Origin of the sequence: Actinorhabdospora filicis (assembly GCF_030269765.1) — a bacterium.
Lineage (GTDB): Bacteria > Actinomycetota > Actinomycetes > Mycobacteriales > Micromonosporaceae > Actinorhabdospora > Actinorhabdospora filicis.
Map to the genome: position 1 here is coordinate 1,988,895 of NZ_BSTX01000001.1, position 17,466 is coordinate 2,006,360.

Below are 17,466 nucleotides of genomic sequence, written 5' to 3' on the forward strand. Positions count from 1 at the left end.
GCCGTTGGGGCCGGGTTCTCAATACACTGCCTCGCATGACCCTCGACTTCGCTCGTGCACGTGCCGAGACGCCCGGGGCCGCGCGCTCCGCTCATCTGAACAACGCGGGTGCGGCGTTGCCGCCCGCGGTCGTCGTCGACGCCGTCGTCGACTATCTCCGCGAGGAGGCCCTGGCCGGCGGGTACGAGCTGGCCGATGCGCGGCGGGACCAGGTCCAGCACACGTACGACGCGCTCGCGCGGCTGGTGGGTGCCGACGCCGATGAGATCGCCGTCATCGAGAACGCCACGCGGGCCTGGGACATGGCCTTTTACGGCTTCGCCTTCGAACCCGGCGACAAGATACTCACCGGCCGCTCGGAGTACGCCTCGAACGCGATCGCGCACTTGCAGGTGGCCGAGCGGACGGGGGCGGTCATCGAGGTCGTCGACGATGATGAGCACGGGCAGCTGGACGTCGCCGACCTGCGGCGGCGCATCGACGAGCGGGTCAAGCTGATCTCCATCACGCACATCGGGACGCAGGGTGGGCTGATCAACCCGGTCGCCGAGGTCGGGGTGGTCGCGCGGGAGGCGGGGGTGCCGTACCTGCTGGACGCCTGCCAGTCGGCGGGGCAGGTCGACCTGGACGTGCGCGCCATCGGCTGCGACATCCTGTCGGCCACCGGGCGCAAGTTCATGCGCGGGCCGCGCGGGACGGGGTTCCTGTACGTCCGGCGGGACCTGGAGCTGCGGCCGCCGATGCTGGACCTGTACGCGGCGACCTGGACCGCGCCCGACGCCTACACCGTCCGCGAGGACGCGCGGCGCTTCGAGAACTGGGAATGCAACATCGCCACCAAGATCGGCCTGGGCGTGGCCGCCGATTACGCGTTGTCGTGGGGCATGAAGGCCATCGAGGAGCGGGTGGTCGCCCTCGGCGCGCGGCTGCGGGAGCTGCTGACCGAGCGCGGCGCGGTGGTGCACGACCTGGGCGTCCACAAGGGCGGGATCGTCACCTTCACGCTCCCGGGGTACACGCCGGACGAGGTCAAGGGGCACCTGAGCGCCGCCGGGGTCAACGTCTCCGTCTCGCGCGCGCCCTCGTCCCGCTACGACCTGCCCTCGCGGGGGCTGGAAGCGGTCGTGCGGGCCTCGGCGCACTACTACAACGACGAAGAGGACCTCGACCGCCTGATCAGGGCCCTGCCCGCGTAGACGGCCGCGCCGAGCGCGAACAGCGCCAGCCCCGCCGCGGCGCTGCGCCACGGCAGGCTCGCCGCGACCGCGAGGCAGCCGGTGAGGCCGACGGCGGCGACGACGCGCGTCCGGGCGCCGCCGAGCGTCCACGCCGAGGCGTTGGCCACCGCGTAATAGACGAGCACCGCGAAGCTGGAGAAGCCGATGACGCCGCGCAGGTCGGCGGCCATCACCAGCGCCGCCACGACCGCCCCGACCACCAGTTCGGCCACGTGCGGGACCCGGTGGACGGGGTGGACGGCGGCCAGCGGACGCGGCAGGTCGCCGCGCCGCGCCATCGCCAGCGCCGTCCGGCCCACCCCCGCCAGCAGCGACAGCAGCACGCCCACCACGGCCACGCCCGCGCCGATGCGCACCACCGGCGCCAGCCACGGCCACCCGGCGGCGGTGACGACGTCCACCAGCGGCGCCTTCGAGGCCGCCAGCCGCCCGGCGCCCAGCGTCAGCAGCGCCAACGTCGCCAGGGCCGCGTACAGGGCCAGGACGACCGTCAGCGCGATCGCCACCGCGCGCGGGATCGTCCGCGCCGGATCGCGCACCTCCTCGCCGAGCGTGGCGATCCGCGCGTAACCGGCGAACGCGAAGAACAGCAGCCCCGCCGCGCCCAGCACACCCAGCGCGCTGCCACCACCGGTGAGCGGCACCGGGTCCAACGCCACCGCGCGCACTCCCCCGGCGAGCACGCCCGCCAGGACCAGCAGCGTCACCGCGAGGAACACCCGCGCGGCCAGCGCGGTCTTGGCGACCCCGCGCAGGTTGACCGCGGTCAGCGCGATCACCGCCGCCAGCGCCACCCAGCGGGCCCGCTCCGGCCACAGGTAGGCGCCGATGGTGAGGCCCATCGCCGCGCAACTGGCGGTCTTGCCGATCACGAAACCCCACCCGGCGAGGAAACCCCAGAACGGGCCGAGCCTCTCGCGTCCGTACACATAGGTGCCGCCCGACTCCGGGTACCTCGCGGCGAGGACGGCCGAACTGGACGCGTTGCACCACGCGACCACACCCGCCACGGCGAGCGCGGCCAGCAGCGCGACGCCCCCGCCCGCGAGTGACGCGGCGGGGGCGAACGCGGCGAACACGCCCGCGCCGAGCATCGCCGAGAGTCCGATGACGACGGCGTCGCGCACGCCCAGGCGTCGGGCCAGTTTCTCCATACGCGGGAACCTACCGGCGCCGAACCGGCCCGCGCCTGATCGTTTTACTCGTAAGCGGGCGTCCAGATGCGCGCCTTGTAGAACTCGGCGCCACTTCGCGTCCGGTCGGCCGAATCGGAGAACCGCAGCGTCGGGCTGCCCCACGTGCGCGCCCCGGTGTCGTCGGCGCGCACCGACAGCACCTCACCCGAGGAGTGCCGTACGAGCGCCTTCACCCTCGTCTCGGTGCTCAGCCGCGTGATGGCCTTGCTCGCGGTGTCGAACTGGTAGGTCCCGTGGGACGCGGTGAACAGCAGTTTGCCCTTGTTCTGGTAGTCGGGCTGCAGGTCGTGCCCGAGCCCCGAGAAGCTCTTGCTCCCCGCCTGCGACAAGCGCGTCGACCGGTACGACCCCGTGACCTTGTACCACCGGATCGTCCCGTCCCCGATCGCCCACAGCACCTTCATGCTCGGGTCCCACAGCACCCCGTGCGCGCCCGGCAGGCTGTAGGTCTTCACCAGGGCGAGCGTCGACGGCTTCGAGACCGCCGTCGGCGAGTACAGCGACAGGAACCCGCCGGAACTCGCCGCCACGATCGACCCGTTGCCCTCGATCCGCTCGACGGCGTGCGGATTCCCGCCCGGAGCCGCGCTCCACAGCAGGTCATTGCCCTCCGCGTCGGTCTCGCTGGTGTGATCGACGATCCCGACCCGCCCACCCGAGGCCGCGACCAGCACGACGTACCCGTGAGCAGCGGTATTGCGCAACCGCACGTCCGACAGGTTCGCCCAGGCACCACCGCCCGGACTGAAGCTCCACTGCCGGTTGGCGACCGTGAGCGCCTTGCCCTTCGGCCACACGTAAACCTTGTTCGCGACCTGCTCGGTGGCCGCGACGCTGTACTGCGCCGCCTGCGCCGTCCCTTCGAGCAGGACCGCCGCCGGAACGGCCACGGCTCCCAGAGCCAGACCGCGGAGAATGCTGCGCCGGTTCATGGTTCTCCTTTCCTGGGGGAGCAGCGAGTATCCCGAGCCCCCGCCAGCGCCGAGAGCGCTTGCCACGCGACCCTCCGCGCGGGCTCCGCCCCTGCCCACCGAGAGCGCCGGGTAGGATCGGGGAGATTCGCTGGTGTGGCGCAATTGGCAGCGCAACCGCCTTGTAAGCGGTAGGTTGCGGGTTCGAGTCCCGCCACCAGCTCCAGGTTCACTCGTGCCCGAGTGCCTTTTGAGCAGTGCCCTTTTGTGCCCGCCCACCCCCGGGAACCGAATATGAGATCAACGCTGCGCGCGTGCGTTTCGGCGCTCGCGCTGGCCGCCGTGTCCCTCGTCGTGGTGCCGGGGTCCGCCCTGGCCGAGCCGGTTCCGGCGACGGACGTGGAGATGGCCTTCCCCGCCGGCCCTCCCGTGGATCTCGTCGTGGACGACGCCCGCGGGCTCGTCTACCACGCCTCGCCGACCGGCCTGACCGTCCTCGACTTCGACGGCACCGTCCAGCGCACCATCGCCGGGAGCCTGCCGTGGCGGACGCTGACCATGAGCGCCGACGGTTCGCGGCTCTACGCGACGGCACGCTGGAAGAACGCGATCGACGTGATCGACACCGCGACCTGGGAGCTGAGCACCGTCCGGCTCCCGGCCACCCACTGCCTGATCTCGGCCGAGTTCACCGGCGGCCTGCTCTGGTACTCGTACTTCACCTGCGGGAACGGCAAGATCGGCTCGCTGGCGTCCTACGATCCCGCGACCGGGACGGTCACCGAATCGGGCCTGAGCGCACCGGCGGGCAACCTCACGGCGCTTCCCGGCCGTCCGGACCGCCTGGTGCAGCGAGACTGGAACGGCGAGAAGCAGCGACTCCGGATCTTCGACGTCTCCGGCGCTCCCCGCGAGGTGGCCGTCAGCTCGTTCCTCACCTCGCACTGCGGGGACGTGGCGCTCATCGACGGCGGCGAACGGCTGGCGCTGTCCTGCAATCGCGCCTACGACCTGGAGATCTTCGATACGGCGACCCTGACGTCGACCGCCACGAAGCTCACGGAGAACCACGGGGGGACACTCGCGGTGTCCCCCGACGGCGCGTACTTCGCCGTGGGAGGCCCGCTGAACGGGCCGGGCACGCACGTCGAGATCGTGAAGGCCGCCGACATGTCGACGGTGCGGATCTACGACTACCCCGGGGCCGCCGGCTTCTACGAGCACCCGATGGCCTGGCTCGGCGACGGGCGGCTGATGACCTTCCACGGCAGCCGTCTTCGCCTGCATCTGGAACCGGCCAAGTACATCACCGACACCTACGCGGCGGCGCTGTGGAAGGCCGTCCCCTACGGCGAGGCCGCGGTCCTGAGGGGCTACGTGCGCGGCGGCCCGGACCGGGTCCGTGAACTCACCGTCACGCGTGAAGACCGGCTCGGGCGGCACCCACTCGGGCGACTGGCCACCGGCCTCCAGGGCGGATTCGAGTTCACCGACGCGGGAGCGCCGGTGTCCGGCAAGGCCACTTACACCTTCGACTTCGCCGGGGACGCCTACGGGACCGTCGCGAGCGTGTCCGTGACCGTCGCGACTCAGGCGGTTCCCTTCGACTTCAACGGCGACGGCATCGCCGAGGCCGTCGTCGGCACGCCCGGTGAGGATGACGGATCCATTACCGACACCGGCCAGGTGCACGTGTTCCCAACGACGACGGCCGGAGTGACCGCGGGTGGCAGCCTCGCGTTCGACCAGAGCTGGGCCGGTCTCGTCGGCGACAACGCCCCTGGGGACCGGCTGGGCGCGGCCACCGCGTCCGGTGACTTCAACGGCGACGGTTTCGCCGACCTCGCCATCGGTGCGCCCGGCAAGGACGCGTTCGGCGCGGCCGACTCCGGCGCCGTGATCGTCGCGTACGGTTCGGCGTCCGGCCTGACCTCGGCCGGTTCGGTGATGCTGACACCCGACAACGCGCCCGGAGCGCTCACCGGGCACGCCTTGGCGGCCGCCGACTTCAACACCGACGGGATCGACGAACTCGCGGTCGGCGCGCCCGGAACGGGATCGGGCACCGTGTACCTGTACACCGGGAATCCCTCCGGTCTCTCGAACCCGCATGCGCTGTACCAGAGCAGCGACGAGATCCCCGGACGCGGCGGGGGCGGCAACGCCTTCGGCTGGTCCCTGGCCGCCGGGCGAGTGCAGGGTCCGCACGTCAACCCGGCTCTGGCGATCGGCGCGCCACAGGACAGGGAGGACGCCGAACGGTCCACCGGCTCGGTGACCGTCCTCTACGGCCTTCCCTTCCTGCCCGGTCAGACGGTGTCGAAGGCGCAGCGCTTCACGAAGGAGACGCCCGGCGTGCCGGGTACCGCAGGTCCGCACGATCCGAAGACCGGGGACGGCGCCGACGAATTCGGGCTCAAGGTCGCCATCGGCGACTTCAACGGCGACGGCGATGACGACCTCGCCGTCTCCGCCCCCGGCACCAACGTGACCAGCGGCGGCAAGAAGCGGGCCGACGCCGGATCGGTGACGGTCCTCTACTCCGACGGGTACGAGATCGGCACCACCGGCGCCAAGGAGGTCACCCAGGACACCGACGGCATCGTCGGTCTCCCCTACGACAACGACTTCTTCGGCGACAACCTCGCCACCGGGGACACCAACGGCGACGGCGCCGACGAACTGGCGATCTTCTCCTACGGCGACGAGTACGTGACGATCACCCCGGGCGCCACCAGTGGCCTGGCCTTCACCTCGACGACCGCCTGGACTCAGGACTCACCCGGCATCCCCGGCTCGCACGAATCCGGCGACAAGTGGGGCGCGAGCCTGCGGTTCCTCACCGGCGCCAAGCCCGCGCTCCTGGTGGGCGCGCCGGGCGAGGACGACCGGCAGGGCGCGTTCACCGTCGTCTACATCGGGCCGAAGGGACTGACGGGGGACGGCGCGCGGTACTTCGGGGAGGGCACACCGGGCGTACCGGGCGAGCCGGAGAACGGCGACGGGTTCGGGACCTTCTAGGACGAGCCTCGGCGGCCGTGATCATCCGAGATGATCACGGCCGCTTTCATGTCCGCCGTCCCTGCTAGATTCGTCCACCGCAGTGCCCCGTGCCCTCTTCACCCCTGTGGAACGCCCATGAGAAAGCACGTGCCCTTGACCGTCCTCGCCGTCATCGCGGCGAGCCTCACGGTCCCGGCTGCGGCCTCGGCCGCCGACCGGTCGGACACCGTGACCCCGCTGCCTGCGGGCGACCATCGCGACATCGTCGTGGACGACGCCCGCGAGCGGATCTTCCTGGCCTCGGCTGATCCGGCGGCCGTGGTCATTGCCGGGTTCGACGGCGGGATCATCACGACCGTCACCGGGCTGACGTCGCCGGTGGACCTGGAACTCGCGCCGGGCGGGACGGCCGTCTACGCACTGGACGGCGGAACCCTCGCCCGGATCGACACCACGTCGTTCGCCGTCGACCACGTGACACTTCCGGCCTCACACTGCGCCGATTCGCTGGCCGTGACCGGCGGCAAGGTCTGGTACTCCTACCATCAGTGCGACGCGCCGGGCGAAGGCTCGATCGCCTCGTTCGAGCCCGGCACCGGGAAGGTCACCGAGAGCGGCCTCACGACTCGCCCCGGCCGCCTGCTCGCGCGAGCCGACCGCCCGGACCGGCTGGTGCGCTTGGACGAGGCCGGCGCCGACGTCTTCGACGTCTCCGGCGCCGCTGCGCAGAAGAAGGTGAGCAACGCCGAGCCGGGCTGCGGTGACGCGACCCTGCTCAGGCGAGGGGATCTCGTGCTCACCGCCTGCGGTGGGGACACCAGTCGCTTCCAGGTCTGGGCCACATCCGACCTGCTGTCGCGCGGCTCGACCTACCTCGGCGAGGAGACCGCCGTCGCGGCCTCCGCCGACGGCCGGTTCGCGGCCTTCGGCTTCGCCCGCTACCCGGGCGAGTTCGCCGTCCACGTGCGCGACCTGGGCGCCGACCTGTCGGGCGCGTACGTCCGCCGCTTCGAACTTCCCACCGACGCGGCCGTGACGCCCGGATCCCTCGCGTTCACCGGCGACGGCCGGCTCATCATCGTCCCGACGGCATCGGACGGGACGCGTTCCCTGCGCGTCTACGCCGATCCCTTCACTCCGGACGCGGGCCTCACCGCCACCGGCCCCCGCAGGGTCCTTCCCGGCACGCCGATCACCATCACGGGAAAGGTCACCCCGGCACCCGGACGCCCGGCCCTGCTGTCGCTGTCCCGGACCCGCAATGACCTCACCGAGTTCCTGCCCGGCGTGTCCACCGATGCCGACGGAAACTACTCGTTCACCGACGACCCGCAGGGGTTCACCGGGCGTCTCCTCTACGAGGTCACCGCGTACAACGCCGACGGTTTCGGCGAGGTCAAGCGGTCGGTGCCCGTGGTCGCCCAGGTGCGTGCCTTCGACTTCAACGCCGACGGCTTCCCCGAGACCGTCACCGGCGCTCCCGGCGAGGACACCGGATCCAGCAAGGACACCGGGCAGATCACCGTCTTTCCCGGCGGCGCCAACGGCCCCGACCTGACCGCCGGGAAGATCTTCGACCAGGACACCCCCGGCGTGTCCGGCAGCAACGAGACCGGCGACCGCTTCGGTACCGCCCTCGCCTCCGGCGACTTCAACGGTGACGGCTACGCCGACCTCGCCGTCGGCTCGCCCACGGAGGACAACGACTCCTTCACCGACAGCGGCGCGATCATCGTCCTCTACGGATCGTCCAGCGGCCTGAGCACCGAGTCGAACATGTTCGCCTCCGGCGCCCGCACCGGCTACCACCTCGGGCAGTCGCTGGTCGCACTCGACCTGGACGGCGACGGCATGGACGAGCTGGCCGCGGGCGCGCCCGGGTGGGACTCCGGCGCCGTCCTCGTCTATGAGCGACGCCACGCGTCCCGGCTACTCGACACCTGGGCCTTCCTCGACCAGGAGTACATGACGGGTGTCAACCACACCGGCGAGGGCTTCGGCTGGTCGCTGGCCACCGGCGACATCGACGGCGACGGTCTCGCCGACCTGGCCATCGGCGCCCCTCAGGACACCGATGACAAGGGCTGGTCGACCGGCTCGGTGAGCGTTCTGTACGGCTCAAGGTCCGGCGTCAACTCACTCGGGGCGCAGCGGATCACCAAGGAGACCCCCGGTGTCCCCGGCTCCGCCGGTCCCCGCAACGCCGCCACCGGCGACGGCGCCGACGAGTTCGGGCTCAAGCTCGCCATGGGCGACTTCAACGGTGACGGCAGAGACGACCTCGCCGCCGCCGCGCCCGGCACGCACGTGAAGAACGCCGCCGGGACCGACCAGCCCGACGCCGGGTCGGTCACCGTCCTCTACTCGGACGGCGCCAAGCTCGGCACCACCGGAGCCACCGAGATCACCCAGCTGTCCGGGCCGGTCTTCGGCGCCCCCGCCGACAACGACTTCTTCGGCGACACCCTCGCCGCCGGAGACGCCAACGGCGACGGCACCGACGAACTGGCGATGTTCTCCTACGGCGACGACCGCCTGTGGGTCACGCCGGGCTCCACCGCCGGGCTCCTGCTCGCCACGACCACCGCGTGGAACCAGGACACGCCGGGCATCCCCGGCTCGGCGGAGTCCGGCGACAAGTGGGGCTCAAGCCTGCGGTTCCTCGCCGGCACCAAGCCCGCCCTGCTCGTGGGCGCGCCGGGTGAGGACGCCCAGCAGGGCGCCTTCACCGTCGTGTTCGGCGGTCCTTCGGGACTGACCGGGACGGGGGCGATCTACGTCGGCGAGGACACCCCCGGCGTCCCGGGCACCGCCGAGAACGGCGACAGATTCGGGACCTTCTAGGCCCATTACACCCAACCGGCCGCGATCACCCAGAGTGATCGCGGCCGGTTCGTTGTATCGATGACCTGCTATTTTGATGATCCACTCCGTGCCCTGCCCCACTTCACCCCTGGAACACCCATGCGCAAACGCGTGCCCGCGATCCTCGCCGCCCTGACCGTGGTGGCGGCGGGTCTCATCACCATCGTCCCGGCGAGCGCCGAGGCCGCGGAACCCGCGAACGCGGTACCGGCCGATAGAGCGGTCCGTCTGCCGGGCGGCACGTTCACCGCGCTCGGCGATGACACCGCACACGGACGGATCTATATCGCCCTGAACAATCCGGACGCGGTGGCGGTGGCCCGGACCGATGGCACGCTGGCCACGACCATCACCGGCGTGACGCGGCCGTCCGAACTCGTCGTGGCCCCGGACGGCGCGACCGTCTACGCCATCGAGAGCGGCTCGTCCTCCTTCGCGCGGGTGGACACCGCGACGAACGCCGTCGACCGGGTGCTCCTTCCGGAAACCCACTGCCCTGAATCGGCGACGTTCACGGGCGGGCGACTCTGGTACTCCTACCGTGTATGCGGCGCCGAGACACGATCGCTGGCCTCCTACGACCCGGCTTCCGGCGCGATCACCGAAAGCGGTGTGAACGTTGCTGCAGGCGACGTGCGCGCGCTGCCGCAGCGTCCGGAACGGTTGCTGGTCCTGAGCGCGGCGGCCGATGGTGGCATGCGGGTTTATGACGCCACGCGGGACACGCCGATTGAGGTGGCTCGCACGGACCGGGGCGGCTGCTTCGCCGCCACCTTCATCAACGGTGGCGACGCGGTCATCGCGACCTGCGCCGGCTCCAACGCGCATCCGGTGTACCTCACGGCCGACCTTACGACCGACCAGTCCATCTCCGACGACACCGCGACTTCGGCGGCGGTGTCGGCCAGCCCCGACGGGAAGAACATCGCGGTCGCTTCGAGGACCTGGAACGCCGCGAGCCAGACGATCCGTATTCGCTCGATCGGAAACGGGCTTCCCGGCGAATCCGTCCGGAGCTACACGGCTCGCGACCTGGCGCCGGAGAGCGTCGTCCTCACCGACGGCTCGATGCTCCTCATCGTCGACGCTTCGGCCACCAATCACCCGCTCCTGCGCATCCATAAGGCCCCGTATCACCGGGTGACCTTCATCGACGCCAGATCCGCCATCGCGCCCATCGACTACCACGGCACCGCGAGGCTGTCGGGGACTCTGATGTCCTGGGACGGGAACTGGCGCAGCAGCCCGCTGGCCGCGGGCACGATCCGCGTATGGCGCTCCGACCGCACCGGCGCCCGTGCCGTGGGAACGGCCTCCGTGGGCCCGGACGGCACCTTCGCCTTCGACGATCCGGCCGGGGCGGTGACCGGGCAGATCGTCTACACCTTCTCCTTCGACGGCGATGAACGCCACCTCAGGTCCAGCGGGAGCCAGTCCGTGATCGTCCGCCCGGTCCCCTTCGACTTCGACGGTGACGGCCGCGCCGACGGGGTGAGCGGCGCGCCCTGGGAGGACACCGGCCGGTCCACGGACACCGGACAACTGCACGTCTTCCCCGCCGGTGCCAAGGGCCTGGATCTCGGCGCGGGCAGGATCTTCGATCAGGACACCCCGGATGTCTCCGGGAGCAACGAGACCGGCGACCGCTTCGGCTCGTCCTTCGCTTCGGGAGACTTCGACGCCGATGGCTTCGCCGACCTCGCCGTCGGTGTGCCCGGTGAGGACAATGACGCCTATCGCGACGGCGGTGCCGTAATCCTCCTCTACGGCTCCGTGTACGGGCTGACCTCGCGTTCCCGGATGCTCGCCCGGGATGTCGCCGGGGCGGAGTTCGGGCGTTCTCTCGCCGCGGGCGACTTCGATGGTGATGGGGCGGCCGATCTCGCCGTCGGCGCACCGGGAGAAGGCTCCGGACGAACCTTCGTGTACGCCGGAAGCCGTGGCGGCGGGATGGACACGACGGCACGCGTGGCCCTGGGCCAGGGCCTCGGTCAACGGCCCGTTCCAGGGGCGAGCTACACCGGCGATCACTTCGGCTGGTCCCTCGCCACCGGCGACATCAACGGGGACGGACGATCCGATCTCGTCGTGGGTACACCGCACGATCGCGATGACACCGATGCCCCCACCGGATCGGTGACCGTGCTCTACGGACGCGCCGAAACGGCGTTCCTCACCTCCGACGGCGCACAGTGGATCTCGAAGGAGACGGCCGGGGTCCCGGGTGCCGCCGGACCGGCGAATCCGAAGACGGGCGACGGTTCCGACGAGTTCGGGCTCAAGGTCGCGATGGGCGACTTCAACGGTGACGGTAAGGACGACCTGGCCGTCGCCGCGCCCGGCGCACATGTGAAGAACGCGGCCGGGAAAGACCAGCCGGACGCTGGAACCGTGACCGTCCTCTACTCGGACGGCGCCAAGCTCGGCACCACCGGAGCCACCGAGATCACCCAGCTGTCCGGGCCGGTCTTCGGCGCCCCCGCCGACAACGACTTCTTCGGCGACACCCTCGCCGCCGGAGACGCCAACGGCGACGGCACCGACGAACTGGCGATGTTCTCCTACGGCGACGACCGCCTCTGGATCGCCCCGGGCTCACCCAAGGGCCTCGACATCGGCGCGACGGCCATGTGGAGCCAGGACACACCGGGCGTCCCGGGTTCGGCGGAATCCGGCGATAAGTGGGGATCCAGCCTGCGTTTCCTCTCCGGGGACACGCCCCTTCTGCTGGTCGGCGCACCCGGCGAGGACGACCGGCAGGGCGCGTTCACCGTCATCCGGGGCCTTTCGGGCACGGGCGCGGTGTTCGTCGGCGAGGACTCGCCGGGGGTTCCGGGCACCGCCGAGAAGGGCGATGGGTTCGGGACGTTCTGAACGTCACGCCGAAACGGCCGCGACCACGCTTGTGGTCGCGGCCGTTTCGCGTACTCTCCAGATCGCCCACCGTCCGCGTTCCACCCGACGCGTCGTTCAATTGGAGGAGTCACCCGTGACCGATTCCGCGCCCCGTACCGCCGCGCTCGCCGACGTCCGTGCCGAGCGTGCCCGGCAGGACGAGCTGTGGGGCGAGCAGAACCACGTGGACGGGACGGGGATGAAGCGGCACCAGGAGGCCCTGGAGGCCACCCGGGACATCACCGACCGCTCGGCGGAGGTGGGGACGCTGACGTGGGCGGAGATCCTGAGCGAGGAGGTCGCCGAGGCGCTCGCCGAGCACGACCCGGTGAAGCTGCGCGCGGAACTCATCCAGGTCGCGGCGGTGGCGGTGGCGTGGGTCGAGGCGATCGACCGGCGGACCAACGGCCGCCGGTGACACCGCCTCTCACCGCTCCCGGATCGCCCGCTCCACCGCGCTGACCTGGTCGGCGAGCAGCCCGACCGCGCCCACGGCGCGGGCGAGCGGGTCGTCACCGCTGCCGCCGAGGGCGCGGGCGCGCAGGTAGCCCTGGCGGACCTCGTCCCAGCGGCGGGACTGCTCCTCGGAGAGGCGCCCGCGCAGGGCGGCCAGCTTCAGCAGGTTCGACTCGGCGCCGCTGGTGAGGGTCTGGGCCTCACCGGCGTAGTGGTCGTCGATGACGGCTTCCAGCTCCTCGTCGTTCATGGCGGGCACGATCCGCTCGGCGAGCTTGTTCATGTTGCGGTAGCTGCCCTGGAGCTGGAACGGGGGTTCCACGCGGGTGTCGTCGGACTGGGCCGCGGAGGCGATGTAGGCCTGGTTGTTGGCCAGGACGACGCGCTGGACGCGGCGGAGCTTACGCAGGACGGACAGGATCCGCTCCAGCTCGGTGGCGGTGTAGGGGTGGGACAGGGCGTCGGGTGAGGCGGTGGAGTCGCCGTCGGCAAGGCGTACCAGAAGTTCCACGTCGCCGCGCTCGCGAGTGGACAGTGGCGCCAGCACGGGGTTCGAGGTGAGCGAGTTCTCCACATAGGACAGTGCGAACAGCTCCTCGCGGCCGGACAGCACGTCGCCCAGGTTCCACACGTCGGCGCGGTTGGCGAGCATGTCGGGGATGCGGAAGCGCTGGCCGCTCTCGGTGTAGGGGTTGCCGGCCATGCACACCGCGAACCGCTTGCCGCGCAGGTCGTAGGTGCGGGTGCGGCCCTCCCAGACGCCCTCCATGCGGCGCTGGCCGTCGCAGAGGGAGATGAACTTCTGCAGCAGTTCCGGCGAGGTGTGCTGGATGTCGTCCAGGTACAGCAGGACGTTACTGCCCGCCTCCAGCGCGAAGTTGATCTTCTCCACCTCCTGGCGGGACGTCGCGTCGGGCGCCTCGGCGGGGTCGAGGGAGGTGACGTGATGGCCGAGGGAGGGCCCGTTCACCTTCACGAACACCAGACCGAGGCGGGAGGCGACGTACTCCATGAGGGTCGTCTTGCCGTAGCCGGGCGGGGAGATCAGCAGCAGCATCCCGGACTGGTCGGTGCGCTTGTCGTCGCCGGCCGCGCCGATCTGCTTGGCGAGGTTGGCGCCGATCAGCGGCAGGTACACCTCGTCCAGGAGGCGGTTGCGGACGAAGGAGGTGAGCACCTTCGGCTTGTACTCCTCCAGCCGCAGGCGATCGCGTTCGGCGCCCAGCAGGACGTTGCGGGCGCGCTGGTAGTCGCGGAAGCCGGGCACGCGCTCGCGGCGGAAGCGGGCGGTGCGGGCCAGGACCTCGTCCAGCCGGAAGGACAGGCGGCGGCCCTCGACGCGGGCGTGCGTCCCCAGTAGACCGTCCACGGTGGCGGTGAGGGTGGCCGAGGAGTCGCGGCGGGCGACGTCCTTGCCGAGCGCCTCGATCGCCACCGCCTCGGGCAGGTCGGCCGCGTCCCCTTCGGCGCCGGACGCCAGGAACGCGCCCAGCCACGCCGAGGTGAGCTGGTGGCGGGCGGCCAGGTCGTCCCCGAGGGAGCGCAGGTCGTCCTCGTAGGCGGCCAGGCGGGCGCCCAGGGCGGTCCGGAAGCGCTGCGTCAGCTGCTTGGCCGCGGCGGAGGTGACGAAGCCGTTGCGGGAGCCGGCGAGTTCCTCGAAGAGGTACTCGGCGGCCAGCGGGGCGTCGTCCACAGTGGGCAGGCCGCGCGACTCGGTGAAGGCGGCGATCGCGGCGGCCAGTTCGGCGCGCAGGTCGGCGATGGCGCCGGGCTCGCCGAAGAGCTCCCGGACGCGCGACAGCGAGCCGATGCGGGTGACCAGGGCGGCGCGCTCGTCCTCGGCGGGCCCGTGGGCCCAGTAGAACTGGGCGGCGGCGCGGGCGGCGGGCGGGTAGCGCAGCAGCCCGGCGCTCTCGTAGAGGCGCAGGACCACGCGCAGGATCTCGGTGGCGTCGTGGTCGTGGACGCCGCGCTCGTAGCCCTCGTCGTAGCGGGACTCGGCGGTGGCGCGGACCAGGTCCGGCAGGCCGTCGCCGACGGCGGCCTCGTGCAGCTGGAGCAGGCGCCCGGCGGCGCGCTCGGCGTCCAGAATGGACGCCGCCAGGTACTCGGCGCGGTAGACATCGGCGGTCTCCGAGACCAGCACCTGGCCCCAGTAGTCGCGGGTGGCGGCGAAGGCGGGATCGCCGACCACGCGCCGGTAGTCGGTGCCGGTGAGGGAGAAGGCCAGCTCGCCGTCGGAGGGCACCAGCGTCAGGTCGAGGGGCTGGGTGTTGACCGGGAGGCGGTGGCGGCCCAGCTTGATGGTGTCGCCGTCGTAGAGGTCCTGCCGGTCGCGCAGGGAGCGCCCGGCCTCCTGGCGGGCGGCCTTGATGCGCCCGGCCAGTTCCTCGGCGCGGACGCCGTCGCCCAGCGCGCGCAGCTCATCGGCGACCGAGCGGAGCTTGGCCACCATCGGGTCGGTGGCGAAGTAGGTGTTGACCGCGTCCAGCGAGTCCAGAGTGGACACCCGGCGGTTGACGGAGTCCAGGATGCGCTCGGCGGAGTCGGCCAGCCGCTCGGCGCGGCGGGCGCGCTCGTCGAGCAGGTTCTGCTTGCGGGAGGAGAAGGCCTCGTAGACGTCGGTGCGCTTGGCGGCCAGCTCGCCGAGGAAGTCGTCGAACTCGCCGAAGCGCGACTCCAGGTTCTCCAGCTGGAGCATCAGGCGGCCGAGCTGCTCGTCGCAGGACTCGGGCGTGGACGCCGCGGCCAGCGCGCCGGTGACGGCCTGGCCCAGCAGCGCGAACTCGGCGGCGAACTCCGCGCGTCCCTCCGAGGACAGCAGCTCGCGGCGGCGGGCGTCGAGGGTGGCGCGGGCCCGGTTGACCCCGGCCAGCACCTCGCCGATGCGCTCCAGGATCCCGGTGCGCACGGTGGCGTCGGCGATGTCGAGTGTGGACACCACCTCGGTGAGGACCTCCAGCCCGGCGCTCTGCTCGGCCAGCCGCTCGGTCAGCGGTTTGGCCTGCGCGACCGAGCCGATGGCCTCGGCCTCGGCGGTGAGGCGGGCGATGGACTCGTGGTAGCCGGCGAAGGCGTCGGCGGCCCGCAGGAAGTCCACCGCGCGCCCGGCGGCCGAGGCGAGCTCGGCGGCCACCGCGTCGTCCAGTGTGGACAGGCGGGCCAGGTCGAGGTAGCGGCGGTCCCGCAGGGTCACCAGGTGCCCCTGCGCGCCGCGGAGTTCGGCGAGCTGGGCGACCCAGGCGTCGGCGGTCTTGGGCGCCTCGCCGCTGGAGCGGCGGATCATCGAGCGCGTGTCGCTCTCGGCCCGGTCGAGGTCGGCGGCGGCCTGGTCGGTGAGCTCGCGGACGGTCTCGTACTCGTCGAGGACCTGCTCGGCGGTGGCGCGGACGCCGCCGAGCGGCTCGTCCAGGCCGCCCAGTTCGTCGTCCCCGAGCCAGTAGTAGGCGTCGGCGGCGCGGACGCAGGCGGCGATCAGCGCCTCGTAGACCTCGATGGAGGGCGCCATCTCGGCGACCATGCGGGCGATCGACAGGCAGTCGGACACCCCGCGGACCAGCTCGGCGTTGCCGATCCGCTCCAGCGGGCCGGTGCCGACGGGCCGCTCGGCGGCGAAGGTGTCGGACACGAAGGCGGTCTGCCACACCTGCATCGGGTGGACCCGGGAGGGTTCTTCGCCGTTGGCCCGGAACGCCACCATGGTGCCGTCCTCGAACAGCGAGTACCCGTGGCAGCTCAGGGGTGTGCTGACTTCCTTGCGGATCAGGTTGTAGGGCAGCAGGAGCGTGCGGCCCTCGGCGCGCTGGTAGAAGACGAACAGCACGTCCTCGCCGTTGGGTGAGCGCACGACGCGCTCGAACTCCAGCTCGGCGGGGTCGGTGTCGAAGGTCTTGGCCACGCCGGTGGCGAGGTAGTAGCCGCCGGGGAAGATGAGGCCCTGGTCCTCGGGCAGGACCCGGCAGGCCTGGCCGATGCCGTCGAGCCGGTCGACGGTCTTGGTGCGGGTATTGAAGACCAGGTGCCGCACGACGGTCTCGTTGTACGGGCGGATCCGCAGCAGGATCAGCGCACCGACGCGGGCGTAGGAGATGTCGGCGTCGGCGAGGCTCTGCAGCTTCTCGTCGACGGCCTCGCGGTAGACGCCCTCGCCGGTCTCGGTGTTGTTCTCGATCTTGATGGTCAGGTCGCCGCCGACGGTCTCCACGAAGACCTCGCCGCCGATGGAGACGTGCGGGTGGCGGCCCAGGACGTGGTCGTCGCGGGTGGTGGGCGTCCACTCGAAGTCGTGCGAGGGCGGGAAGACGTGGTCGCGGTCGCCACGGGCGTCCATGTAGGACACATCACCGGCGGCGGTGACGTTCCAGCGCAGGACGCGGATGTCGTCGATCTTCTCGCCGATCTGGAACACCGCGAGCAGCCGGCCCTCGACCCGGCGCAGCTGGAGCAGGTGCGCCTGCCGGTAGTAGCGGTACAGCTCGGCGAAGTCGCGCTGGAACTGGGCGTCGTCCAGCAGCCCCGGCAGGTCGCCGGGTTCGGCGGGGGTGAAGGTGAAGGAGTCGCCGTCGCGCTCGAAGCGGTGCAGGGAGAACACGTCGGAGACGGTGGTCTCCGGGCGCAGCCCGATGAACACGTTGTACCCGAACAGCATCAGCCCGCCGACCTCGACGATGTCGCGGGGGACGCAGTTGTTGGCGGTGCGGACGCGTTCGGTGCCCAGCAGGGACAGCTCGGTGCCGCCGAAGACCTCCAGGCGGCGCGCGTTCAGGTCCTCGGCCCGCCGCGCCAGCTTCTGCGACTGTTCGGCCAGCCGCGCGCGCAGGACCTCGTAGGTCCCGGCGTCGAGCTCGGCCGCGGGGGCGGGGGTGATGGTCTCGGTGGGCTGGCTCATGTCGGCTCCTCGCC

At 71.5% G+C, this 17,466-nt stretch carries 8 protein-coding genes and 1 tRNA gene; 6 read left to right on the forward strand and 3 right to left on the reverse strand.

The genetic code is table 11. The annotated features are described in order from the left end of the window. Positions 1-35 precede the first annotated feature (35 nt). A complete protein-coding gene (locus QSK10_RS09340; protein ID WP_285662222.1) occupies positions 36-1,196 on the forward strand; it encodes an aminotransferase class V-fold PLP-dependent enzyme in 1,161 nt (386 codons plus the stop codon). Here QSK10_RS09340 and QSK10_RS09345 read toward each other — a convergent pair. Further along, complete coding sequence (locus QSK10_RS09345) at positions 1,145-2,392, reverse strand: APC family permease (protein ID WP_285662223.1); 1,248 nt, start codon at positions 2,390-2,392, stop codon at positions 1,145-1,147. The two genes, QSK10_RS09340 and QSK10_RS09345, sit on opposite strands and share 52 nt — an antisense overlap. A 44-nt stretch (positions 2,393-2,436) precedes the next feature. Further along, positions 2,437-3,366 (reverse strand): DUF6528 family protein, encoded by a 930-nt coding sequence (locus tag QSK10_RS09350; RefSeq protein ID WP_285662224.1) that lies wholly within the window; start codon positions 3,364-3,366, stop codon positions 2,437-2,439. Positions 3,367-3,495: 129 nt separating this feature from the next. Here QSK10_RS09350 and QSK10_RS09355 point away from each other — a divergent pair. The 5 genes from QSK10_RS09355 (at position 3,496) to QSK10_RS09375 (ending at position 12,526) form a co-directional block, all read left to right on the forward strand. Next, positions 3,496-3,571: transfer RNA gene (locus QSK10_RS09355), tRNA-Thr, on the forward strand. Positions 3,572-3,639: 68 nt separating this feature from the next. Beyond that, positions 3,640-6,366, forward strand: a complete 2,727-nt coding sequence (locus QSK10_RS09360) for an integrin alpha (protein ID WP_285662225.1) — start codon at positions 3,640-3,642, stop codon at positions 6,364-6,366. A 117-nt stretch (positions 6,367-6,483) separates the two neighbouring features. Then, positions 6,484-9,192: an FG-GAP-like repeat-containing protein gene (locus tag QSK10_RS09365; RefSeq protein WP_285662226.1), complete on the forward strand. Its 2,709-nt coding sequence runs from the start codon at positions 6,484-6,486 to the stop codon at positions 9,190-9,192. Between the two features lie 120 nt (positions 9,193-9,312). Next, positions 9,313-12,087, forward strand: coding sequence for an FG-GAP repeat protein (locus QSK10_RS09370; protein WP_285662227.1), 2,775 nt, complete (start codon positions 9,313-9,315; stop codon positions 12,085-12,087). A 115-nt stretch (positions 12,088-12,202) separates the two neighbouring features. Further along, positions 12,203-12,526, forward strand: a complete 324-nt coding sequence (locus tag QSK10_RS09375; RefSeq protein WP_285662228.1) for a hypothetical protein — start codon at positions 12,203-12,205, stop codon at positions 12,524-12,526. Between the two features lie 9 nt (positions 12,527-12,535). Here QSK10_RS09375 and QSK10_RS09380 read toward each other — a convergent pair whose 3' ends face one another. After that, positions 12,536-17,452 carry a DNA repair ATPase gene (locus QSK10_RS09380; protein WP_285662229.1) on the reverse strand — a complete coding sequence of 1,639 codons (4,917 nt, stop codon included), beginning with the start codon at positions 17,450-17,452 and terminating at the stop codon, positions 12,536-12,538. Positions 17,453-17,466: the final 14 nt, after the last annotated feature.

Coding starts and splice junctions, on each gene's coding strand:
- QSK10_RS09370 (WP_285662227.1), top strand. CDS start 9,313: ATGCGCAAACGCGTGCCCGCGATCCTCGCCGCCCTGACCGTGGTGGCG.
- QSK10_RS09345 (WP_285662223.1), bottom strand. CDS start 2,392: ATGGAGAAACTGGCCCGACGCCTGGGCGTGCGCGACGCCGTCGTCATC.
- QSK10_RS09350 (WP_285662224.1), bottom strand. CDS start 3,366: ATGAACCGGCGCAGCATTCTCCGCGGTCTGGCTCTGGGAGCCGTGGCC.
- QSK10_RS09340 (WP_285662222.1), top strand. CDS start 36: ATGACCCTCGACTTCGCTCGTGCACGTGCCGAGACGCCCGGGGCCGCG.
- QSK10_RS09365 (WP_285662226.1), top strand. CDS start 6,484: ATGAGAAAGCACGTGCCCTTGACCGTCCTCGCCGTCATCGCGGCGAGC.
- QSK10_RS09360 (WP_285662225.1), top strand. CDS start 3,640: ATGAGATCAACGCTGCGCGCGTGCGTTTCGGCGCTCGCGCTGGCCGCC.
- QSK10_RS09380 (WP_285662229.1), bottom strand. CDS start 17,452: ATGAGCCAGCCCACCGAGACCATCACCCCCGCCCCCGCGGCCGAGCTC.